24 protein-coding genes and 4 tRNA genes are annotated in these 20,010 nt (G+C 59.5%); 13 read left to right on the top strand and 15 right to left on the bottom strand.

The window, feature by feature from the left end; all coding sequences use genetic code 11:
• Window positions 1-150: 150 nt before the first annotated feature.
• On the top strand, window positions 151-363 hold the full coding sequence (locus ACXX81_RS06810) for a hypothetical protein (RefSeq protein WP_209983098.1): 213 nt from the start codon (window positions 151-153) through the stop codon (window positions 361-363).
• Between the two features lie 31 nt (window positions 364-394).
• Here ACXX81_RS06810 and ACXX81_RS06805 read toward each other — a convergent pair whose 3' ends face one another.
• From ACXX81_RS06805 to ACXX81_RS06775, 7 genes are read right to left on the bottom strand one after another with little or no spacing between them, the layout of a single operon-like run.
• Complete coding sequence (locus ACXX81_RS06805) at window positions 395-1,423, bottom strand: nucleoside hydrolase (protein WP_209983100.1); 1,029 nt, start codon at window positions 1,421-1,423, stop codon at window positions 395-397.
• Between the two features lie 26 nt (window positions 1,424-1,449).
• On the bottom strand, window positions 1,450-1,854 hold the full coding sequence (gene rbsD, locus ACXX81_RS06800) for a D-ribose pyranase (protein ID WP_209983102.1): 405 nt from the start codon (window positions 1,852-1,854) through the stop codon (window positions 1,450-1,452).
• On the bottom strand, window positions 1,851-2,768 hold the full coding sequence (gene rbsK / locus ACXX81_RS06795) for a ribokinase (RefSeq protein WP_209983104.1): 918 nt from the start codon (window positions 2,766-2,768) through the stop codon (window positions 1,851-1,853). The genes rbsD and rbsK overlap by 4 nt, the downstream gene beginning before the upstream one ends.
• Before the next feature lie 23 nt (window positions 2,769-2,791).
• The gene (locus tag ACXX81_RS06790; RefSeq protein ID WP_209983106.1) at window positions 2,792-3,814 is read right to left on the bottom strand and encodes a LacI family DNA-binding transcriptional regulator; all 1,023 of its coding nucleotides are present in this window, start codon (window positions 3,812-3,814) and stop codon (window positions 2,792-2,794) included.
• Window positions 3,815-3,817: 3 nt separating this feature from the next.
• Window positions 3,818-4,795 (bottom strand): ABC transporter permease, encoded by a 978-nt coding sequence (locus tag ACXX81_RS06785; protein WP_003234269.1) that lies wholly within the window; start codon window positions 4,793-4,795, stop codon window positions 3,818-3,820.
• Window positions 4,792-6,345 carry a sugar ABC transporter ATP-binding protein gene (locus ACXX81_RS06780; RefSeq protein WP_209983109.1) on the bottom strand — a complete coding sequence of 518 codons (1,554 nt, stop codon included), beginning with the start codon at window positions 6,343-6,345 and terminating at the stop codon, window positions 4,792-4,794. Before ACXX81_RS06780 ends, ACXX81_RS06785 begins: the two co-directional genes overlap by 4 nt.
• A 57-nt stretch (window positions 6,346-6,402) precedes the next feature.
• A complete protein-coding gene (locus ACXX81_RS06775; RefSeq protein ID WP_209983111.1) occupies window positions 6,403-7,362 on the bottom strand; it encodes a sugar ABC transporter substrate-binding protein in 960 nt (319 codons plus the stop codon).
• Between the two features lie 492 nt (window positions 7,363-7,854).
• On the opposite strand from ACXX81_RS06775, the gene ACXX81_RS06770 reads away from it, so the two are divergent.
• From ACXX81_RS06770 to ACXX81_RS06760, 3 genes are all read left to right on the top strand, one after another.
• Window positions 7,855-8,943 (top strand): asparaginase, encoded by a 1,089-nt coding sequence (locus tag ACXX81_RS06770; RefSeq protein WP_458571394.1) that lies wholly within the window; start codon window positions 7,855-7,857, stop codon window positions 8,941-8,943.
• A gap of 150 nt (window positions 8,944-9,093) precedes the next feature.
• Window positions 9,094-9,345 carry a DUF1654 domain-containing protein gene (locus ACXX81_RS06765; protein ID WP_209983113.1) on the top strand — a complete coding sequence of 84 codons (252 nt, stop codon included), beginning with the start codon at window positions 9,094-9,096 and terminating at the stop codon, window positions 9,343-9,345.
• A gap of 4 nt (window positions 9,346-9,349) precedes the next feature.
• Entirely contained in the window at window positions 9,350-10,039 is a 690-nt protein-coding gene (locus ACXX81_RS06760) for an endonuclease (RefSeq protein ID WP_209983115.1), read from the top strand.
• Window positions 10,040-10,067: 28 nt separating this feature from the next.
• Here ACXX81_RS06760 and ACXX81_RS06755 read toward each other — a convergent pair whose 3' ends face one another.
• Window positions 10,068-10,448, bottom strand: a complete 381-nt coding sequence (locus ACXX81_RS06755) for an SPOR domain-containing protein (RefSeq protein ID WP_209983117.1) — start codon at window positions 10,446-10,448, stop codon at window positions 10,068-10,070.
• A 246-nt stretch (window positions 10,449-10,694) separates the two neighbouring features.
• On the opposite strand from ACXX81_RS06755, the gene csrA reads away from it, so the two are divergent.
• The 3 genes from csrA to ACXX81_RS06740 all read left to right on the top strand — a co-directional run bounded on the left by csrA (window position 10,695) and on the right by ACXX81_RS06740 (window position 11,722).
• Complete coding sequence (gene csrA / locus ACXX81_RS06750; RefSeq protein ID WP_209983119.1) at window positions 10,695-10,889, top strand: carbon storage regulator CsrA; 195 nt, start codon at window positions 10,695-10,697, stop codon at window positions 10,887-10,889.
• A 198-nt stretch (window positions 10,890-11,087) separates the two neighbouring features.
• Window positions 11,088-11,342, top strand: a complete 255-nt coding sequence (locus ACXX81_RS06745) for a hypothetical protein (RefSeq protein WP_209983121.1) — start codon at window positions 11,088-11,090, stop codon at window positions 11,340-11,342.
• An 83-nt stretch (window positions 11,343-11,425) separates the two neighbouring features.
• Window positions 11,426-11,722: a DUF1652 domain-containing protein gene (locus ACXX81_RS06740; RefSeq protein ID WP_322214058.1), complete on the top strand. Its 297-nt coding sequence runs from the start codon at window positions 11,426-11,428 to the stop codon at window positions 11,720-11,722.
• A 19-nt stretch (window positions 11,723-11,741) separates the two neighbouring features.
• Here the strand turns inward: ACXX81_RS06740 and ACXX81_RS06735 are convergent, their stop codons facing one another.
• Window positions 11,742-12,419, bottom strand: coding sequence for an HAD family hydrolase (locus tag ACXX81_RS06735; protein WP_209983125.1), 678 nt, complete (start codon window positions 12,417-12,419; stop codon window positions 11,742-11,744).
• 198 nt (window positions 12,420-12,617) lie between these two features.
• On the opposite strand from ACXX81_RS06735, the gene ACXX81_RS06730 reads away from it, so the two are divergent.
• From ACXX81_RS06730 to ACXX81_RS06715, 4 genes are all read left to right on the top strand, one after another.
• Entirely contained in the window at window positions 12,618-12,878 is a 261-nt protein-coding gene (locus tag ACXX81_RS06730; protein WP_209983127.1) for a DUF2790 domain-containing protein, read from the top strand.
• A gap of 42 nt (window positions 12,879-12,920) precedes the next feature.
• A complete protein-coding gene (locus ACXX81_RS06725; RefSeq protein ID WP_209983129.1) occupies window positions 12,921-13,592 on the top strand; it encodes a heavy metal response regulator transcription factor in 672 nt (223 codons plus the stop codon).
• Window positions 13,589-14,986: a heavy metal sensor histidine kinase gene (locus ACXX81_RS06720; protein WP_458571393.1), complete on the top strand. Its 1,398-nt coding sequence runs from the start codon at window positions 13,589-13,591 to the stop codon at window positions 14,984-14,986. Before ACXX81_RS06725 ends, ACXX81_RS06720 begins: the two co-directional genes overlap by 4 nt.
• A gap of 214 nt (window positions 14,987-15,200) precedes the next feature.
• Entirely contained in the window at window positions 15,201-15,446 is a 246-nt protein-coding gene (locus ACXX81_RS06715) for a hypothetical protein (RefSeq protein WP_209983132.1), read from the top strand.
• Between the two features lie 62 nt (window positions 15,447-15,508).
• Here ACXX81_RS06715 and ACXX81_RS06710 read toward each other — a convergent pair whose 3' ends face one another.
• Window positions 15,509-15,934 (bottom strand): GNAT family N-acetyltransferase, encoded by a 426-nt coding sequence (locus tag ACXX81_RS06710; protein WP_458571392.1) that lies wholly within the window; start codon window positions 15,932-15,934, stop codon window positions 15,509-15,511.
• A gap of 492 nt (window positions 15,935-16,426) precedes the next feature.
• On the opposite strand from ACXX81_RS06710, the gene ACXX81_RS06705 reads away from it, so the two are divergent.
• The gene (locus ACXX81_RS06705) at window positions 16,427-16,849 is read left to right on the top strand and encodes a hypothetical protein (RefSeq protein WP_458571391.1); all 423 of its coding nucleotides are present in this window, start codon (window positions 16,427-16,429) and stop codon (window positions 16,847-16,849) included.
• A gap of 118 nt (window positions 16,850-16,967) precedes the next feature.
• On the opposite strand, the gene ACXX81_RS06700 is transcribed toward ACXX81_RS06705, so the two are convergent.
• Window positions 16,968-17,044 (bottom strand) — tRNA-Val (locus ACXX81_RS06700).
• Window positions 17,045-17,228: 184 nt separating this feature from the next.
• Here ACXX81_RS06700 and ACXX81_RS06695 point away from each other — a divergent pair.
• Entirely contained in the window at window positions 17,229-18,512 is a 1,284-nt protein-coding gene (locus ACXX81_RS06695) for an NAD(P)/FAD-dependent oxidoreductase (protein WP_209983159.1), read from the top strand.
• 232 nt (window positions 18,513-18,744) lie between these two features.
• Here the strand turns inward: ACXX81_RS06695 and ACXX81_RS06690 are convergent.
• The 4 genes from ACXX81_RS06690 to ACXX81_RS06675 form a co-directional block, all read right to left on the bottom strand.
• Window positions 18,745-18,821: transfer RNA gene (locus tag ACXX81_RS06690), tRNA-Asp, on the bottom strand.
• 106 nt (window positions 18,822-18,927) lie between these two features.
• Window positions 18,928-19,004, bottom strand: a tRNA-Asp gene (locus ACXX81_RS06685).
• 55 nt (window positions 19,005-19,059) lie between these two features.
• Window positions 19,060-19,135 (bottom strand) — tRNA-Val (locus ACXX81_RS06680).
• Between the two features lie 106 nt (window positions 19,136-19,241).
• Window positions 19,242-19,994 carry an SDR family oxidoreductase gene (locus ACXX81_RS06675; RefSeq protein WP_373460628.1) on the bottom strand — a complete coding sequence of 251 codons (753 nt, stop codon included), beginning with the start codon at window positions 19,992-19,994 and terminating at the stop codon, window positions 19,242-19,244.
• Window positions 19,995-20,010: the final 16 nt, after the last annotated feature.

The raw sequence follows: 20,010 nt of genomic DNA, 5'->3' as shown, positions 1-20,010 counted from the left end.
AAGGGAGGACAGTGTCGCACAGCCTTACCTTTTGCCAAGCGCTTCATGCCTAAGTCGCAGTGCCAAATGCTGCGCAAAATGGTTAACTGCGTCCGCAAGAGCCGCGTTCCAGCGCACTGCCCCCGTTTTTCCGACCCGTGAGCCCCGACCATGAGCACCGTTATTCTCCAAGCCGACATCAAAGCCAAATGGCCTCAGGGACAAAGCTCCTACAGCCCCGGAAGCCCGGAAGAATTGGCGATCATTGGTATCGACCTGCTGGTCAAGGAACTGGGCACACAAGCCGCGCAGGCCTTCATCAGCCAGGTATTCGAGAAATACCCGGCTGATCACACAGGGGCGCACGACCCCGAGCGCGAATAAGGCCCGGCCGGCGGGCGCCGACCGGCAAACCTTATTTCAGACGAGACAGACGTTCAGTCAGTAAGTCGAAAAAGCCCTGGGCGTCGCCGTTTTCAACCCAGAATGCATTTTTCGGTTGTTTCAGGCCGTCATACCAATCGACGACTGTCTGGCCGAAGGTCGGACCCTCGCGGCTGTCCACGACCACATTCACCTCACGGCCACTGAACAGCGAAGGCTTGAGCAGGTAGGCAACGACAGTGGCGTCGTGCACCGGACCACCCGGAATACCGTAGTGCTCCATATCGCCCTTGACGTATTCATTGAGAATGTCGCTCACGATTTTGCTGGCGTTGTTGTTGATGTCGGCGATCTTTTTCAGGCGAGCCTCACTGGTCAGCACCTTGTGAGTCACGTCCAGGGGCAGATAGGTCAGCTTGACGCCACTTTTGAGCACGATCTCTGCCGCTATCGGGTCGGCAAACAGGTTGAATTCGGCCACCGGTGTGATGTTGCCACCATTGAAGTGCGCGCCGCCCATCACCACCACTTCCTTGATGCCCTGGGTGATTTCCGGGTCCTGGGTCAATGCCAGCGCCAGGTTGGTCTGCGGGCCGAGCATGGCGATCGTGATGCTGTGTGGCTTGGCAGCACGCAGGGTCTTGATCAGGTAATCCACGGCGTCGCCTTCTGCGAGGCCCTTTTTCGGCTCATGCACGGTGACGCCGGAAATACCTTCCTTACCATGGATGTTCTCGGCATAGATCGGCGTGCGCAGCAGCGGCTTTGGCGCACCGGCATACACCGGGATATCCTCGCGCCCTGCCCACTCACGCGCCAGACGCGCGTTGCGGGAGGTCTTGTCCAGACGCACGTTGCCGGCCACGGTGGTCAGCGCACGAATGCTCAACTCATCCGGCGACGCCATGGCGAACAGCAAGGCCACGACATCGTCGGCACCCGGGTCGGTGTCGATGATCAGGTCGATTTTTTCCGCCGCCTGGGCGCTTGCAGCAGTGAGCGCGGACAAAAGCAGAACACTCCGGAACAGGTTTTTCAGGGTCGGGAGACTACGTTGCATAAAACACTCCTTGTCGTTGGGAAACTCTAGAACGTGACGCCGGACACCAGCGCGATATTGCAATAAGGCTGGCACTCACCGGTGCGCACCACCGCGCGCGCCGAGCGGCTCAGTTGCTTGAACTGATCATGGCTGAGCAGGCGTCGCTCACCCAGCGCGGCCTGCGCGGTCAGGCTGTCGAGGTCGGCCAGCGCAGCCGGCTGCTTGAGCAGAATTTCTTCGGCCAGCACATGGCTCTCCACCTGCATCTCGCTCAGCACGATGCGCAGGGTACTGATGAAATCGGGGATGCCCTGGGTCAGCGCAAGGTCGATCAACTCGACGCCCGGCGGCACCGGCAAACCCGCATCACCGATGACCAGAATGTCACCGTGGCCAAGGGAGGCGATCACACGGGACAGGGCAATATTGAGCAAAGGGGTCTTTTTCATGAGGGCACAAAACCTTGAACGTCGTTTAGCGTGGGAATGGAAGGTTGCGCACCGTCACGCGTGACCGACAACGCCGCAGCAACCTGGCCAAAGCGAATGGCCTGGGTTTCGGTTTTGCCATTGACCAGCGCCGCAGCAAAACCACCGACAAAGGTGTCGCCGGCCGCAGTGGTGTCGACCGCCTTGACCTTCGGCGCCGCCAAGTGCTCGAAGCGCTCGCCATCGGCGAACAATGCCCCCTCGGCGCCCAGGGTAATGATGACCTTGCCTGCACCGGCCTTGATCAGTTGCGTCGCCGCCAGTCTGGCGCTGTCGAGGGAGTCAACGGTCACACCGCTCAGTGCGCTGGCTTCGCTTTCGTTGGGGATCAGGTAATCGATCGAGGCGTACCACTCGGTCGGCAGCGGGCCGCTGGCCGGCGCCGGGTTGAGAATCACTGTCTTGCCCAGCTCGCGGCCACGTTTGAGCGTGTAGCCCACCGTGTCCATCGGCACTTCAAGCTGGCAGACAATCACTTCGCCAGCCTGCAACACGGCATCCACCGCCTGCATCGCGGCAGGCGTCAACTCACCGTTGCTGCCTGCGACAATGACGATCGCGTTCTGGCTGCTGTCATCCACCACGATCAACGCCACCCCGCTGGAGCCGTCCACCGTGCTGACGGCCTGGCAGTCGATACCCTCGACCAGCAGCGCATCGCGCAATTGATCGCCATAGGCGTCAGTGCCCACGCAGCCAATCATGGCCACCTCCGCCCCAAGGCGCGCGGACGCGACGGCCTGGTTGGCGCCCTTGCCGCCCGGCACAGTCGAAAATGACTGACCGATCAGCGTTTCGCCGGCACGCGGCAAGCGACTGGCGCGGGTGACCAGGTCCATGTTCAAACTGCCTACTACCACTACTTTTGCTGGCATACATCAGTACTCGTCAATTCGGTTCAGCGGTATTGCGCGAACGCACCAGCGACCGGCGCCGTCGACTCACGCAACACAATGCTCGGCGTCACGATACGTTGATCGATCGGCAGTTGGGGGGTAGCAATTCGTCGCAGTAACAGTTCGGCCGCCGTTTCGCCCAGCTGCACGATCGATTGCCCGACCGTGGTCAATGCCGGGTAGACGTAGCGGCCCATTTGTATGTCATCAAAACCGATCACCGAGAGCTCGGCCGGCACCCGAATATTGCGTTCCGCGGCTGCACGCAACACGCCGAAACCAATCATGTCGTTGCTGGCGAAAATCGCGCTGGGCGGGTTTCCGGACAACAACTTCACGGCGGCGGCGTAACCGCCGGTGCTGGTGAAATCGCTTTCCTCTGTGCGGCCCGGCGCAACGTCCACCCCTGCCTCGTCGAGCGCACGGTGATAGCCCGCCAGGCGCATTTGCGCGACGCGGGTGTGACTGGGCCCGCCAATGCAGGCGATGTCGCGATGGCCCAGTTCAAGCAAATGCCGAGTCGCGAGGTAAGCGCCCTCTTCGTGGTCAATGCGCACCAGGTCGACATCTATGCCGTCCAGCGCGCGGTCGACAATGACCATGGGGGTGCGCACCGCACTCAGGCCAGCCGCCAGGCCACTGTCGTCGCCGCCTACCGAGGTGACGATCAAGCCGTCGATGCGCTTTTCCAGCAGCACCCGCAGGTAGCTGCGTTGCTTGGCAGCGTTGTCATCGGAGTTGCACAGAATCACGCAATAACCGTTACGTTCGCAGTAATCCTCGATACCGCGGGCCAGCTCGGCGAAGTACGGGTTGAGGCTGTTGGGCACCAGCAGACCGATGGTGGCGGTCGTCTTGGCCTTGAGCGAGCGCGCGACGGCGCTCGGTACGTAGTCGAGCTGTTTGATCGCCGCCTCGACCTTGATGCGCACAGGCTCGCTGACCGGGCGTGTCTTGTTCACCACATGGGACACCGTGGTGTAGGAAATACCCGCAAGCGCTGCCACATCCTTGATCGTTGCCATGGTTCAGCCTCGCCGACTGGCGCGCTGGCTGCGGTAAGTGTCGAGGACCACCGCAATCACGATCACGGCACCGGTGATGATACGTTTGGTGGGTTCCGTGGCACCGATCTGCGCCAGGCCTGCGGCCAGCACCGAAATAATCAACACGCCAAAGAACGTACTGATCACCGAACCGCGCCCGCCCATCAGGCTGGTGCCGCCGATCACTACCGCCGCGATCACTTGCAGCTCCAGGCCGGAACCGGCGTTCGGGTCGGCCGCTTCCAGACGCGATATCTGAAACAACGCCGCCACACCGGCGAGCAGGCCCATCAGGCTGAACACCAGGATCTTATAGGGCTTGGGATTGATACCGGCCAGGCGCACGGCTTCTTCGTTGGTGCCGATGCCGATCAGGTAGCGACCGAAGACCGTGCGGGTCAGCACCAGTTGGGCAACGATGATCACCAGCAAGGCAATGATGAACGACGGCGAAATACCGAAGGCAATCGGGTTCGACAGCCAGGCGAACGAGTCACCAATGTAGGCCGTACGCGAACCGGTCATCTGGTACGCCACGCCGCGTGCCATTTCCAGCACGCCGAGCGACACAATAAAGGACGGAATGCGCCAGGCCACGGTGATCGAACCGGTGATGGTGCCGGCCAATGCGGCACAGCCCATGCCCAGCACAGCGGCCGGCAACACGCTCCAGCCCCAGCTCAGGATAGCCACGCTGACCGCCGACGCGGCCAATGCCAGCACCGAGCCCACCGACAGGTCGATGCCGCCGATGATCAGGATGAAGGTCATGCCCACTGCCAGCACCATCAGGTCGGGGATCTGGTTGGCCAGGGTGCTGAAGGTGTCGTAGGACAGGAAGTGATCGCTGAGTACCGAGAACAGCGCGATCATCGCCAGCAAGGCACCCGCCAGTCCGAGGTAAGTGCCCAGGCCGTAGAAGTTGCCGCCAGTCTTGCCGGGGGAAGTTGTGGTTTTCATGGGGTATCCCTAAGCACTGCGTCGTTGAGCAGCGCATCACGTTTCTGATAGCCGGCAAACGCGGCGGCGAGCAATTCGTCCTGGGTCCAGCTGTCGCGCTCGAAGGTCTCGATCAGGCGACCGGCGGACAGTACGCCGATGCGGTCGCAGATCAGCATCAGCTCGCGCAGGTCACTGGACACCACCACCAGCGCTTTGCCCTGACGGGTCAACTCGCCGAGCAAGGCATAAATGTCGAACTTGGCACCGACGTCGATACCGCGGGTGGGCTCATCGAACAGCATCACCTGGCAGTCGCGCTCCAGCCAGCGGCCGATCACGACTTTCTGCTGATTGCCGCCGGACAGTTCCGAGACCAATTGCGCCGGGCTGGAACTGCGAATTCGCATGGCGTCGATCTGACGCTTGGCCAGGGCGGTTTCATCGCGGCTGTTGACCACCCCGCCGCCGGAAATTTCCGGCATATTGCCCAAGGCGATATTCGCGCTGATCGACTGGGTCAGCAGCAGGCCCTCGCCTTTGCGGTCTTCGGTGATCAGGGCGATACCGTGCCCCACTGCGTCGACCGGCGAGCGAATGCTCACCACCTTTGCCGGCGAACCCAGGGCGACGGTACCGCTGTCGGCCAGGTCTGCACCGAAGATAAGACGCAGCAGTTCAGTGCGGCCGGCGCCGATCAGGCCGGAAATGCCATAGATCTCGCCGGCGCGTACCTCAAAGGACACATCGCGAACCTTGTCCGACCGTGTCAGGCCTTTGACCGTCAAGGCCGGGCCGCCAATGGTGCGCGGGCCCAGGTCAATCTGTTCGCCCAGCTCCCGGCCGACCATCAAGGTGACCAGTTGCTCGCTGTTGTAATTGGCCATCGGTTCGGCACACACCAGCTTGCCATCGCGCAATACCGCAATGCGCTGGGCGACGCGGGCCAGCTCTTCGAGCCGGTGTGAAATATAAATGATCGCCACGCCCCGAGCCTGCAGACGGGTGATCTGTTCAAACAGCATCTCGACTTCTCGGGCCGTGAGCATCGCCGTGGGTTCGTCGAGAATCAGTACGTGGCAGTCGCCGATCAGGTTGCGGGCAATCTCGACCATCTGCTGATGGCCAATACCCAGACTGCCGACCAGCGTGTCCGGGTCGATCGCGTCCAGGCCGACCTGCGCCATGGCTTCAATTGCGGCTTTACGCAGTTGCTTGCGGTTGATCCAGCCACCGTGGCTGGGCAGGTTATGCAGGAACAGGTTCTCGGCCACGGTCAGGGTCGGCAGCAGGTTGAGCTCCTGCATGACCATGCGCACACCCAGCGCCTCGGCCTGGGTACGGCTGCCTGGTTGGTAATCCTGGCCGTTGAACTGCATCTGCCCGGTGGTGGGCGTGACCAGCCCGCCGATGATCTTCGACAAGGTGCTTTTGCCTGCGCCGTTCTCGCCGGTAAGCGCCAGCACTTCCCCGCGATTGAGCGTCAGCGTGATGTCGGACAGCACCGGTTGGGCATAGGTCTTGCCGATACCGCTGACCGAAAGGACAGCCGCCTGGGCGGAAGGTGACATAGGAAAATCTCCAGGCGCCCGCTCAGGACAAGCGGGCGCTGTTGGGTGCTGCCGGGATTACTTCTTGAGGACGAGTTCGACCGGGGTTTCGATCACGCCGTCCTTGGCATCGACTGTTTCACCCTTGACCAGCTTGAGCGCGTTCTGCAGACCGAAAACGGCTTGCTGAGCGGCAGCCTGGTCGGCCGTTGCGAGGACGCGGCCATCCTGCAGCATCGGCTTGATGGCTTCGATATTGTCATAGCCCACCACCAGCACCTTGCCGGCCTTGCCTGCCGCACGAACTGCGGACACAGCACCGAGGGCCATGTTGTCGTTACCGGCCAGCAGCGCCTTGAGGTCCGGGTATTCGCTCAACATGGCCGATGCCACTTTCTGGCCCTGGTCGATTTCCCAGTTGCCCGATTGTGTGGAAACGATCTTCATGCCGGCAGCGTCCATCGCGTCCTTGAAGCCTGCGGTGCGCTGCTGGGCATTGGTGGTGGTCGGTACGCCTTCGATAATGCCGACCTTGTCACCCGAAGCCAGTTGCTTGGCCAGGTAATCACCCACCAGCTTGGCGCCCTTGCGGTTGTCCGGGCCTACGAATGGAATGTTCAGGTTTTTGCTTTTCAGTACGTCCGGGTCGAGACGGTTGTCGATGTTGACGATCTTGATGCCGGCATCGGAGGCTTTCTTCAGCACGGTGACCAGCGCCTTGGAGTCGGCGGGGGCGATAACGATGGCGTTGACCTTGGCGAGGATCATCTGGTTGACGATATCGATCTGGGCGCTGGTGTCGGTCTCGTTCTTGATACCGTTGGTGATCATGTCAAAGTCGGCGGCATGCTCTTTCTGATAGGCCTTGGCGCCCTCCTGCATGGTCACGAAAAATTCGTTGGCGAGAGACTTCATCACCAGGCCGACCTTGGGTTTGGCGGCGGCGTCATCGGCGAATGCAGAGGAGAGAGGCAGAGCAGCGGATGCGGCAGCAAGCACAGCGACAGCGAGAAGACGTGCAGCGAATGGCAGCTTCATGGGTTCACTCCGATCTTATGATTATTGTAAGCAACGCTTGCAACGAAATATCTCGCAAACGTTTGCGTTAATCGAACTATGAGAACCTTGTCGAGATTTGTCAACGCCGGAAAAGTGCCTTTCATTCAACCCTCCAGCACGCGACGTTGCGGTTCGTCTGCTCTGCCCTTTAAACCTCGCCTGCGCCAGCTCGTTCTTTAACACGACAGGCTGCTGCTTGCCCGTCGCTCAGCACACGGCAGCAGACGCCGGGTATTGTCGGACAACCGAACGCGCTATCGCCCAATTGTTCGGAAAGCCGGACAGACGCGCTGTTCCCCAACCCAAAAAGTCAAAAATAGTTGTTTTAAATCAAAAAGTTAATTTATGTCGCCTGGCAAAATCAGGCTGGTACAAATCCTGCTCTTCCCCTGCACCTCGACGCGTTCAGAGACGTCCGAGGGTTCTAGATGAACCTGCAACAGCACTCATCAAAAACCAGAGAGAAAAATAATGAAATCTGCATTGAAAACTTTTGTCCCGGGCGCTTTGGCCCTCCTGCTGCTGTTCCCCGTTGCCGCCCAGGCAAGGGAAGTCGAGACCAACACCAAACTCTCCAACGTAGTGATTCTCGCCACCGGCGGCACCATTGCTGGCGCCGGCGCCAGTGCCGCCAACAGTGCCACCTACCAGGCGGCCAAAGTCGGCATCGAACAACTGATCGCAGGCGTTCCTGAGCTTAGTCAGATTGCCAATGTTCGCGGCGAACAAGTGATGCAAATTGCATCTGAGAGCATCAACAACGACAACCTGTTGCAGCTGGGCCGACGCGTCGCGGAACTGGCCGACAGCAAGGACGTCGACGGCATCGTGATCACCCATGGCACCGACACCCTGGAAGAGACCGCCTACTTCCTCAATCTGGTCGAAAAGACCGACAAACCTATCGTGGTGGTCGGTTCGATGCGTCCAGGCACTGCCATGTCGGCCGATGGCATGCTCAATCTGTACAACGCCGTTGCCGTGGCAAGCAGCAAAGAAGCACGCGGCAAAGGTGTGCTGGTGACGATGAACGACGAAATTCAGTCGGGGCGCGATGTCAGCAAGATGATCAACATCAAGACTGAAGCGTTCAAGAGTCCGTGGGGCCCGCTGGGCATGGTGGTTGAAGGCAAATCCTACTGGTTCCGCCTGCCTGCCAAGCGCCACACCATGGATTCGGAATTCGATATCAAGACCATCAAAAGCCTGCCGGATGTGGAAATTGCCTACGGCTACGGCAACGTGAGCGATACCGCCTACAAGGCCCTGGCTCAGGCCGGCGCCAAAGCCATCATCCACGCTGGCACTGGCAATGGCTCGGTGTCGTCCAAAGTGGTTCCCGCGCTGGTGGAATTGCGCAAGCAGGGCGTGCAGATCATCCGCTCCTCCCACGTCAACGCCGGCGGCATGGTGCTGCGCAACGCCGAACAGCCTGACGACAAATACGATTGGGTTGCCGCCCTGGACCTGAACCCGCAGAAAGCGCGGATTCTGGCGATGGTGGCGCTGACCCGGACCCAGGACAGCAAGGAACTGCAACGGATATTCTGGGAATACTGATTCCTGACACTACCCTGCAGGAGCGAGTTTGCTCGCTCCTGCACCAAGCACCGCAAATTACCGTCAGACGGACCTCTCGGATTTTAAGCAGTTGCGAAATTGCCTACAGTTAAATACTGTATGTGCGTACAGCTTATTAAGGAATACTCCGTGGCAAAGTCCTCTCCCGCCGTTGCAACAGCGCCGGACGCCTATCAGCAACTGGCCGTTCGCGTGCAAAAAATCATCAATTCGACCAATGCGCAAAGAGCCAAGGCAGCTTTGATCTTCCGCCTGCCGGAAGAACCTGAGGATGAATGGGCACGTTTGCTGGAGGAAATCGCGGAAAACGACAACGTCACCCTCGCCTATCGGGATGATGGCGGTGTGCAGATTTTCTGGGTTGTGCCGAAGGAAGATTGATTCAATGAGTGTCCGTTTTATTGCTGTCTGTTGCCTTTTATTCGCTATCACCGCCCACGCCCAGGCACCCCGAACGTTCAGTGAAGCCAAGAAAGTCGCCTGGAAACTCTACGCTCCGCAATCCACCGAGTTCTATTGCGGCTGCAAATACACCGGCAACCGTGTCGACCTGAAAGCCTGCGGTTACATCCCGCGCAAAAATGCCAGTCGCGCCGCACGTATCGAGTGGGAGCACATCGTTCCTGCCTGGCAGATCGGGCATCAGCGCCAGTGCTGGCAAAACGGCGGGCGCAAGAACTGTACGCGCCATGACGCTGTGTTCCAACGCGCCGAGGCGGACCTGCATAACCTGGTGCCGAGTATCGGTGAGGTCAATGGTGATCGTAACAACTTCAGTTTTGGCTGGTTGCCGGTGCAGAACGGGCAATACGGCTCATGCCTGACCCAGGTCGACTTCAAGGCGAAGAAGGTCATGCCACGACCGTCGATTCGCGGCATGATTGCTCGAACCTATTTTTATATGAGTAAACAATACGGGTTGCGCCTGTCGAAGCAGGACCGGCAGCTGTATGAAGCCTGGAACAAGACCTATCCGGTACAAACCTGGGAGCGCCAGCGTAACCAGACCGTTGCCTGTGTAATGGGGCGCGGCAATGCGTTTGTCGGCCCGGTGAACCTGAAAGCCTGCGGCTGAAACTGGGCGGGAGCCCGCCCAATTGGCGTTACTGCGCCGCCTTGTGCTCGATGATTTCCGACACGGTATCGGTTTTCTTGGCGCGGGCCATTTTCTCCGCGAGCAATGCCTGCCTGGCTTCAGCTTCAGCCTTGCTGGCGAACGGCCCGAGCAGCACCTCGTCCTTGCCGTCCACCTTGACGATATAAAAACTGAAACCATGCTCCAGCAACCAGGCTGTCAGGTCGGTGATCGCCTGTAACTTGTGGTCTGGCGGGCCTACGCGCAGGTCCCATTCCTGGGCGGCAATCGCACCGCTCTGCGGTTGGCTCTGGCTCGCGGCAGCTCTGGCCTTGGGCGCCTCGACAGGCTTACCCTCTCCGCAACCGGCCAATGCCACCACCGCCATTGCCATCGCTACTTTACGCACTGCCCTGCTCCTTTAAGGAAAAGAGGCAACTTTATCATCCACTGTCTATTCTGGCCTTCATAAACCTTGGCTTAAACAATGCGAATGATGTATCGCAGACCTGTATGATGCCGCCATGGGAATTAATGTCGCCTCTATGCGTCCTAAAAGAGGCAGTCACAGGGAAGCGCTTAGCAGTAAGCTACACACATCCGACACCTGCCCTGTCTGAAACATGTGTCCTTAAAAGTAATCAAGGAGAAGTCCATGCTGATACTCACCCGCAAAGTTGGTGAAAGCATAAACATCGGTGATGACATTACGATCACCATTCTGGGCGTCAGCGGCCAGCAAGTAAGAATCGGCATCAATGCTCCCAAAGACGTTGCCGTGCATCGTGAAGAGATCTATAAGCGCATCCAGGAAGGCCTTACCGCTCCGGAAAAAAACCAGACGCCTTGAAGCGCACTCAGTAGCCAGCCTTTTCGTTCACTGTCACGGCTGGCGAAGACCCATTCGATTCAATCGCGCTTTTTTCATGCTCCTGCTCTCGTCTTCGCCGAAGATGAAACTGTTCCCATGCCCGGAACTTGTTGCGCGATCCCCAGCCCAACTCCTGATAGTACTCACTACTGCCCAAGCAAACTCGGGAGCCTGTCGATGAGGTATTCCTCAACGAAACGCTTTGCCCTCCATTCCTGGATGATTGTCCTGCTGATCGGACTGGTCTTCGTGGGTGTGGAATTTGGCTTGAGGTTCGAAGTGGCTGGCGCCGATGCCCCTTCGTGGCTGGATCTGGCATTGCTGCTGGGCGCTTATCTATTCGTGTTTTGCCTCAAGCCACTTCAGAAGACAGTGCAACGCAAGTTGTGCCAGCACGCCATTCAACGTGCGCGGCAAAAATCTGCAGGTTGAGAGCTATCTGATCGCCGGTATTTACAGCCATGCAACAGCGCCTATGCTTGGGTTTGCACGGTCAGTAAAGGGCGCTGAAACAGATGGAAACGCTCAATAAATCCCAAATCGAAGCCGCACTGGCAGCCCGTCTGCCCAGCTATCGGATCACCTGCACGCTGCATGCCGATGGCACGCTTTCAGCCATGCTCAGCAGTCCCGAAACCGACCACTTCGCGATTACCGGCATCGTCCGCGCTCACTACAATGGCGAGCAAGCCATTGCCCGTCTTGCCAATGAGATACTCAGAGAAATGGTGCTTTCGCGTCAGGGCATGAAAAACAGCCGGCTGCACACGCCACCCGATCATTCCGACAGTGTGAAAGGCCTAGACCGATAACCGGCTCGACCTTTTCGTATCAACTCGCCAGGCTCCGCAGGTAAAGCAAACCCTCACTGTCACGTTGAACATGAATGTGCTCATAGCCATCGATGCAGGCGTGCGCCGTCACCATTGGCGTGAGGTGGGTCGAGGTCACGACCATCACGTCCGCTCCCGCTGCCTCCCCGGCTCGAATTCCGACCGTCGCATCCTCGAAAACCAGGCAATCCTGGACGGTTACGCCAAGTCGTTGCGCTCCCAATACGTAGCAAGCAGGGTCCGGTTTACCTCGGGCGACATCCTCCGCCGTCACCAGCACAGCCGGCGGGGCAATGCCTGCGGCGTGCAGGCGCCGCAATGCCAACGCTCTGGGCGCGGACGTGACCAGCGCCCATTGATCACCCGGCAGGCCATTGAGGAACTCAACTGCGCCAGGTATCGCCACAACACCGTCGACATCATCGAGTTCGGCCTGGGTTATCCATTGTGCCTCCACGTCGGGATCCACACCGGGCAGCGCCTGGCGCGTGATCGTATCGATTGCACGCGCGCCATGGATCGTCTTCAGGAACGCCGCCACATCCAGACCGTGACGTTCGGCCCAGGTACTCCACACCCGCTCTGCGGCGGCGATGGAGTTAAGCAAGGTCCCGTCCATATCGAACAGAAAGGCGCGGTACGGTCGTGCAGGTAAAGCTGAACCTTGGATGGACACTGCGTGGCTTCCTCTTGAGCTGTAGGCGTAATCGGCCCGATGCAATCTACGGCCCAGCCTGACGCTTGTAAACGTCATCGGCACTGCGGGCCTTTCATTACGAACTTGTCATCGTCCTGTTGGCCGTCTGTTCGGATCGCCTGGTTACTGTGAACTCACTGCCAGGCCCGGCAGCCGACTTCTGAGAGAGGAACCAACATGAAACGATTTGCCGCAGGTTTTGCCGCTTTGCTCGTCACCGCTTCGGTGTTCGCAGCCGAGCCCGCCTCAGATACAAGGGTAATCCACGATAAAACCGGCTTCTTCGTGCATCTGGATATCGCCAGGCAACTGTCGAGCAGCGACACGTATGGCCAGTGCGGCATCGTGCCCGCGCAATTGCGCTACCTCGATCACCAGAACCGCGAACACGTGCTGGACTATAAGGTGCAAGCCATCGGTTGCCCCAGTGAGAATTGATCACGCTAAACTGGCGCCACCTACTGAAACAGGGCAACTCCCATGAACATCCTCGTCGTCGAAGACGAACCCAAGGCCGGTAATTATCTGCTCAACGGCTTGCAGGAACTGGGTTATTCCGTGAGCCTCGCGCGCGATGGTGTGGACGGCTTGCACCAGGCGCTGGAAACGCCGTTCGACGTCATAGTGCTGGATGTGATGATGCCGAAAATGAATGGCTGGGAGGTACTGCGGCGCCTGCGCACGGAAGCGGACACGCCCGTGCTGTTTCTCACCGCCCGCGACGACATCGCAGACCGCATCAAAGGGCTGGAACTGGGCGCCGATGACTACCTGATCAAGCCTTTCTCGTTCGCCGAACTGGTCGCGCGCCTGCGCACGCTGACCCGGCGAGGCCCGAGCCGCGAAGAAGAACAGCTGAACATCGCCGATCTGCAGATAGACGTGCTAAAACGCCGCGTCACCCGCGCCGGCACGCGGATCACCCTGACCAATAAGGAGTTCGCCCTGCTGCACCTGTTTGCCACCCACCCCGGCCAGGTACTGTCGCGCTCGCTGATCGCCTCGCGGGTGTGGGACATGAATTTCGACAGCGACACCAATGTGGTCGACGTGGCCGTGCGGCGCCTGCGTTTGAAAATCGACGACCCTTTCCAGCTCAAACTGATTCACAGCGTGCGTGGCATTGGCTACCGCTTCGATACCCAGCCATGAGCCGCCGCCCTTACTCCCTCACGCTACGCCTGGCGTTGATCTTTGCCCTGCTCGCCTTCGCCCTGTTGACCTCCCTTGGCGTAGCACTTTACCGCGAGCTGGAACAGGAACTGGTGCGCCGCGACGACGCTGCGCTGATATCGCGGGTCGATCAACTGCGCAACCTGCTCAACGACAGCAACACCCTGGACCTGATCCGCACCAAACCGGAGTTGTTCCAGAATATGCTGGGCAATCGCGAATCGGTGCTGAGCATTGCCGCACCAGGGCAAAAACCGCTGCTGCTGGTAAACCCCGCGAACATCGAGCTGCCTCCCGTCAATCCGGTGCCCAAAGACCACATCCTCGCATTGAGCGACGTACAACACCTCCCGGGAATCAATGGCGTACCCTTTTCAACCGTCGCCGCCTCCATCGACTCCGGCGACCTGGGCAGCCTGCAAGTGACCAGCGGGCGCCTGATGACCGAGCGCACCGCCGTGCTCGCCAGTTACCGGTTGAGTGTCTATATCCTGGCCAGTATCGCGGCGCTCATCCTCGCCGTGGTGGGCTACATACTGGTGCGCCGTGGGCTGCTGCCCTTGCGGCGTCTGGCCCGGCATGCGCACGGCATCGGCGTGAGCAACCTGGCCGAACGCCTCGACGGTCGTGGTGCCCCCAGGGAATTGCTGCCAATGATCGAGTCGTTCAATACCATGCTGGAGCGTCTGGCCAAGGGCTTCGTGCAACTGGGCCAGGTGTCCACCGACATGGCCCATGAACTGCGCACACCGATCAACAACCTGCTGGGAGAAACCCAGGTCGCCCTGCAACAGGACCGCAGCATCGAGAGCTACCAGCAACTGCTCGCATCCAATGTCGAAGAGCTGGAACGCCTGGCGCGGATGCTCGACAACATGCTGTTCCTGGCCCGCACCGATCCCGCCAGTGCCCTGCGCCAACGACAGGAATTGAGCGCAGCCGATGAAGTACAGCGCATGGCCGATTACTTCGAGGGCCTGGCCGGTGATGCGGGCATGCGCATTCTGGCCAAGGGCGAAGGCGTGATCTGGGCGGAACCGATGCTGCTGCGACGTGCGCTGGCCAACCTGTGCGCCAACGCCATCAAATATGGCGCGCCCGACTGCGACCTGCTGATCCAGGCGATACCCGACACAGAGGGCGTTCATCTGAAAGTCAGCAACCAGGGCGCGACCATTCCAGCCGAGCATTTGCCACGCTTGTTCGAGCGGTTCTATCGGGTGGACGCGTCTCGAGAACGCTCGGCCCAGTCCAACGGGCTTGGGCTGTCAATTGTGGCGACCATCATGCAGTTGCATAACGGCCGATACAGCGTAAGCAGCGAAGCCGGAGTGACGTCTTTCGAGTTGGTGTTCCCTCGGCGGGAAGACTGAGCGCGACACCGAAACCTCGGTGGTATTTTGCAAAACACTTGCGGTCACCGACCGGTCAAACACCCACTATTCTGATCTCCCAAACGCTATCTCACATTGTTCAAAACACAGGTGTCCGGCTTTGGAGAAGAAACAGTATCAATTCGCAGCAGTAAACACGCTGAACATCCCGGCTCAAGGCGGAGACGGTGGAGGTCATGACGGAGGCTCAGGCATGGAAAAACGCATGGGCCTACTGGAAAAAGGGCTGGCTGAGATGAAAGAAAAACTATTCGCCGTTTCGAGCAGGACTGACGCCATGGAGCAACACTCCACCGCCATCGAAAAGCACTTCGCGACCAAGGCGGACCTGGCAACCACGGAGCTGAATCTCATCAAATGGTACGTCGCGACAGCGTTCGCGATGACGTCACTGGCCTGCGCCATCACCTTCGGCCTTGGCCGGGTTTTGATCACCTGACGCAACCGGCGGCCAGTCAGCTGATTTGACGCGCACGGCGCCGCACGAAGCGGTGCGGCGTTTCAGCGCAGGCGCTTCTGGAAAAAGTGGCGCCGGTGACCCGGCGGGTAATCAATGATCTGGCCCACCTCAGTGAACCCCAACTTGCGATAAAACCCGGGCGCCTGAAAGCTGAACGTGTCCAGCCAGATCCCGGTACAGCCTTTCTGCTGGGCAAGGTCTTCGGCAATACGCATCAAGCGCGTGCCGGTGCCCTGGGTGCGCATCTGATCGGGGATGCTCAGCAGCTCGATGAACAGCCATCCGTAGGAAATTTTTCCGTAGAGCCCGCCCACCACCTCATCAGTGGCAGGATCGCGTAGCAGGATGCCCACGGTTTCAAATGGCATACTGCCTGTGTGACTGAGGTTGTAAGCCCTCAGCGGCTTGAGAATCGCCTCACGCTCCTGCTCCGTTACGTCGAACGACACCTCCATCGCCAGCTCCATTGCCCTCTCCTGCATTCAGTGCAAACACCATTATTACGACTTTAATTTCAAGGCCTATACTCAGCGCAGTAGCGACGCGTTCCCACGCCGGGCTCACGGTGATTCAGCCAAAAAGGTAGCGATCATGTATGCCGGACAAATGAGTGGCATGGCAACAACAAATGGCGAAATACGGTGCCAATTGGTTGCGCAAATTATCTGCCTGTTAGCGGTGGCTTCGCTTTTCTGCTGATTGGGGTTGCCACCTCTACACAGCACTCTAAGCGGCCTGGCAACGCATAGCCCGGTTCAGGGGCCATGCACGAGCTTGCGCCTTCAGTTCGGTCCCTTGTCGACGCCGGTAAAAGCATCAACATCCCTCTCCCGCCATCAAATCGCGACACAAAGACTGTCACGTTAATGCAGGACCCTCCTGGGGCGGGACAGGAGTCGCGCTGAAGTAAGTCGGCCACGGGTCGATTTAATCGGACACCTCATAACCGGGTACTTTTCATGCTGATCAATCTTAATATTCCAGCCTCGGTCCCCACCCCTCCGGCGTCCAAAGACACGACTGATGCCGCGAAAGCTGACAGCCCAGGCAGCCTGACGGTCAGCCTTGACCATGACGCTAAAGGTTCGGCCGGCGTGGGCGGTAGCGATGCGCCGCCGGCCAAGCAAGAGTCGGAAACGATCAAGGAACTGAAAAAACAAATCGAACAGTTGCAAAAGCAGCTCCTGCAGCAACAGCAGGCGCTGCAAAAGGCGCAGTCCAGTAACGAAAACGCAGAGGCAAAGGCCGTCACGATCGCAGCAGCGCAAGTGCAGGTGGCAAGCACATCAGCTGCTTTGCAGACCGTGAGCGCAGCCTTGTTGCAGGCTGTTACCAGTGAGGGCAAGAGCAGTTCGGGCTCGATGGTCAGCACCACCGCTTGATACACAACACGCCCGAGACGACTCTTCGGGCGTTTTGATTGACCCAAATGCAAGACAACAAAAAAGGGCCCACCTCTCGGTGAGCCCTTCCAGACCGCCCAGCAGAGCGGATTTTGTTTGGTAGGCGCGATTGGACTCGAACCAACGACCCCCACCATGTCAAGGTGGTGCTCTAACCAACTGAGCTACGTGCCTGCTGTGAGGCGGCATTCTACGGAATTCCGAAGGTGTGTCAACCTCTTTTTCGCAGCTAACCCCATGAATATGCGAATTTTTTATTTTCGGAACGCACGCCCGTGTTTTCCCGGTGGCTGGCGGGCAATTTTCAACTCAGGTAGGATCGCGGCACTCGTAAAAAATATAAAACAGAGGTTCCAGGATGGCGAACACCCCCTATCCCCAGTCATATTACGCCGCATCCGCCAATGCGGTTCCGCCTCGTCCGATGCTGCAAGGTGAAGTCGAAACCGATGTCTGTGTGATCGGCGCCGGCTATACCGGCCTTTCCAGCGCGCTGTTTCTGCTGGAGAACGGTTTTCGCGTCACGGTGCTGGAGGCCGCCAGAGTGGGATTCGGTGCATCGGGCCGCAATGGTGGGCAGATCGTCAACAGCTACAGCCGCGATATCGACGTGATCGAGCGCAGCGTCGGCCCCAAGCAGGCGCAGTTGCTGGGCGAGATGGCATTCGAGGGCGGCAGGATCATTCGTGAGCGCGTGGCCAAGTATCAGATCCAGTGCGACCTGAAGAACGGCGGCGTATTCGCTGCACTCAACAGCAAGCACATGAGCCACCTCGAGTCGCAGAAACGCCTGTGGGAGCGCTACGGTCATACGCAACTGGAGTTGCTGGACGAGCGCCGCATCCGCGAAGTGGTGGGCTGCGACAACTATGTCGGCGGCCTGCTGGACATGAGCGGCGGGCACATCCATCCGCTCAACCTGGCCCTGGGTGAAGCGGCCGCCGTTGAGTCCCTGGGCGGTACGATCCACGAACAATCTGCCGCTCTGCGTATCGAGCGCGGCGCCAATCCGGTGGTGCATACAGCCGAAGGCAAGGTCAGGGCCAAGTTCATTATTGTCGCGGGCAACGCCTACCTGGGCAACCTGGTGCCGGAGTTGGCCGCCAAGTCGATGCCCTGCGGCACGCAAGTGATCACCACCGCCCCCCTGGGCGATGAATTGGCCAGGAGCCTGTTGCCACAGGACTACTGCGTCGAAGACTGCAACTACCTGCTCGACTACTACCGTCTCACCAGTGACAAGCGTCTGATCTTCGGCGGCGGCGTGGTCTATGGCGCGCGCGACCCGGCGAATATCGAAGCGATCATTCGTCCGAAAATGCTCAAGGCGTTTCCGCAACTCAAGGACGTAAAGATCGACTACGCCTGGACCGGCAACTTCCTGCTGACCCTGTCGCGCCTGCCTCAGGTGGGCCGCCTGGGCGACAACATCTATTACTCCCAAGGCTGCAGCGGCCACGGCGTGACCTACACGCACCTGGCAGGCAAAGTGCTGGCCGAAGCCCTGCGCGGTCAGGCGGAACGCTTTGATGCGTTCGCCGACCTGCCGCACTACCCCTTCCCCGGTGGGCAGATGCTGCGTACACCGTTCGCCGCGCTGGGTGCCTGGTACTACGGGCTGCGGGATAAGCTGGGGTTCTGACATAAAGCGGGAGCCGGTTTACGGCTCCCTCGGCCGACCCGAGTACGCCTTGCAGCCACCTCAGCCCAACTACACGTTTCATCAGGTTGCGCTGTGAGCCCCGCCCGCCGCTCATAACCAAATCGCAGACACAAAAAACCCCGGTCTCTCGACCAGGGTCTTTGCTATCGGATCAAAGCAGCCAATGGCTTTCTTTGCGCTTGAAGGCGTTCAGCGGGCCTTGAAGCAGATATGGCGCAGCGGACGGGACTCGAACCCGCGACCCCCGGCGTGACAGGCCGGTATTCTAACCGACTGAACTACCGCTGCGTATCGCTTGACCGGTTAAGCGTGAAGCCCTCAACCGTCTTTAAACATCTGATCGATCAGCCTAGGCTGTTCAATCTCAAGCCCGACCATTCGAACCTGGAAAATATGGCGCAGCGGACGGGACTCGAACCCGCGACCCCCGGCGTGACAGGCCGGTATTCTAACCGACTGAACTACCGCTGCGCGTCGGTGCAACCTTTAACGTTGCGTCTTGCCCGTAAGCAAAACTCTCAAGAAGTGGTGGGTGATGACGGGATCGAACCGCCGACCCTCTGCTTGTAAGGCAGATGCTCTCCCAGCTGAGCTAATCACCCTTTGCTTCGTTGAGGCCGCGAAATTTACGCAGATAGCAGACCTAAGTCAATAGCCCGCTTGAAGTTTTCCTGAAAAAGACAAAATTGCTTCAAGCGCCAGCTCGCCTCACTCGCTGTAAATCATCTTCTTGCTCATGCCACCATCCACCACGAACTCTTGCCCGGTCACAAACCCGGCCTGACGTGACAGCAACCACGCAACCATCGCCGCTACATCCTCCACAGTGCCCACCCTGCCCCCCGGATGCTGGGCATGATCAGCATCGCTCAGCGGCTCGGCACGCCGCGCCGAGGGATCCCGCGCATCGATCCAGCCGGGGCTCACCGCATTGACCCGCACCTCCGGCCCCAGACTCATCGCCAGGGCGTGGGTCAAGGCCAGCAGGCCGCCCTTGCTCGCCGCATAGGCTTCGGTGTCCGGCTCCGATTGACGGGCGCGGGTGGACGCCAGATTGACGATGGCGCCCCCATGGGCACGCAGGTAAGGCGCGCAATGTTTGGCCAGCAGCATCGGCCCGCTGAGGTTCACCGCCAGCACGCGGTTCCAGTAGGCCAGGTCCAGGCTTTCCAGGGTGATATTGTGCGGATCGGCCACCGCGGCGTTGCACACCAACGCATCCAGACGCCCGAACTGCCCCAGCACTTGCGCAACACCCTGAACCACCTGCTTCTCGTCAGCCACGTCCATGGTGATAAACCAGGCATTGTCGCCGAGCACCCTGGACACCTTGGAGCCACGCTCGCGATCCAGGTCGGCCAACACCACCTGCCAGCCTTCGCTGATCAGCCATGCAGAGATGCCCAGACCAATCCCGCGAGCTGCGCCGGTTACCAGCGCGACACGCCCATTACTGGCCACTGCGACCTCGGTGGAC

This window comes from Pseudomonas sp. GNP013 (genome assembly GCF_054343995.1).
This window is presented reverse-complemented; position numbering and strand designations above follow the sequence as displayed.

Coding starts and splice junctions, on each gene's coding strand:
- ACXX81_RS06805 (WP_209983100.1), bottom strand. CDS start 1,423: ATGCAACGTAGTCTCCCGACCCTGAAAAACCTGTTCCGGAGTGTTCTG.
- ACXX81_RS06730 (WP_209983127.1), top strand. CDS start 12,618: ATGAAACGATTTGCCGCAGGTTTTGCCGCTTTGCTCGTCACCGCTTCG.
- ACXX81_RS06695 (WP_209983159.1), top strand. CDS start 17,229: ATGGCGAACACCCCCTATCCCCAGTCATATTACGCCGCATCCGCCAAT.
- ACXX81_RS06780 (WP_209983109.1), bottom strand. CDS start 6,345: ATGTCACCTTCCGCCCAGGCGGCTGTCCTTTCGGTCAGCGGTATCGGC.
- ACXX81_RS06790 (WP_209983106.1), bottom strand. CDS start 3,814: ATGGCAACGATCAAGGATGTGGCAGCGCTTGCGGGTATTTCCTACACC.
- ACXX81_RS06740 (WP_322214058.1), top strand. CDS start 11,426: ATGGAAACGCTCAATAAATCCCAAATCGAAGCCGCACTGGCAGCCCGT.
- ACXX81_RS06785 (WP_003234269.1), bottom strand. CDS start 4,795: ATGAAAACCACAACTTCCCCCGGCAAGACTGGCGGCAACTTCTACGGC.
- ACXX81_RS06715 (WP_209983132.1), top strand. CDS start 15,201: ATGGAAAAACGCATGGGCCTACTGGAAAAAGGGCTGGCTGAGATGAAA.
- ACXX81_RS06710 (WP_458571392.1), bottom strand. CDS start 15,934: ATGGAGCTGGCGATGGAGGTGTCGTTCGACGTAACGGAGCAGGAGCGT.
- ACXX81_RS06725 (WP_209983129.1), top strand. CDS start 12,921: ATGAACATCCTCGTCGTCGAAGACGAACCCAAGGCCGGTAATTATCTG.
- ACXX81_RS06760 (WP_209983115.1), top strand. CDS start 9,350: ATGAGTGTCCGTTTTATTGCTGTCTGTTGCCTTTTATTCGCTATCACC.
- rbsK (WP_209983104.1), bottom strand. CDS start 2,768: ATGCCAGCAAAAGTAGTGGTAGTAGGCAGTTTGAACATGGACCTGGTC.
- rbsD (WP_209983102.1), bottom strand. CDS start 1,854: ATGAAAAAGACCCCTTTGCTCAATATTGCCCTGTCCCGTGTGATCGCC.
- ACXX81_RS06810 (WP_209983098.1), top strand. CDS start 151: ATGAGCACCGTTATTCTCCAAGCCGACATCAAAGCCAAATGGCCTCAG.
- ACXX81_RS06705 (WP_458571391.1), top strand. CDS start 16,427: ATGCTGATCAATCTTAATATTCCAGCCTCGGTCCCCACCCCTCCGGCG.
- ACXX81_RS06770 (WP_458571394.1), top strand. CDS start 7,855: ATGAAATCTGCATTGAAAACTTTTGTCCCGGGCGCTTTGGCCCTCCTG.
- csrA (WP_209983119.1), top strand. CDS start 10,695: ATGCTGATACTCACCCGCAAAGTTGGTGAAAGCATAAACATCGGTGAT.
- ACXX81_RS06775 (WP_209983111.1), bottom strand. CDS start 7,362: ATGAAGCTGCCATTCGCTGCACGTCTTCTCGCTGTCGCTGTGCTTGCT.
- ACXX81_RS06745 (WP_209983121.1), top strand. CDS start 11,088: ATGAGGTATTCCTCAACGAAACGCTTTGCCCTCCATTCCTGGATGATT.
- ACXX81_RS06720 (WP_458571393.1), top strand. CDS start 13,589: ATGAGCCGCCGCCCTTACTCCCTCACGCTACGCCTGGCGTTGATCTTT.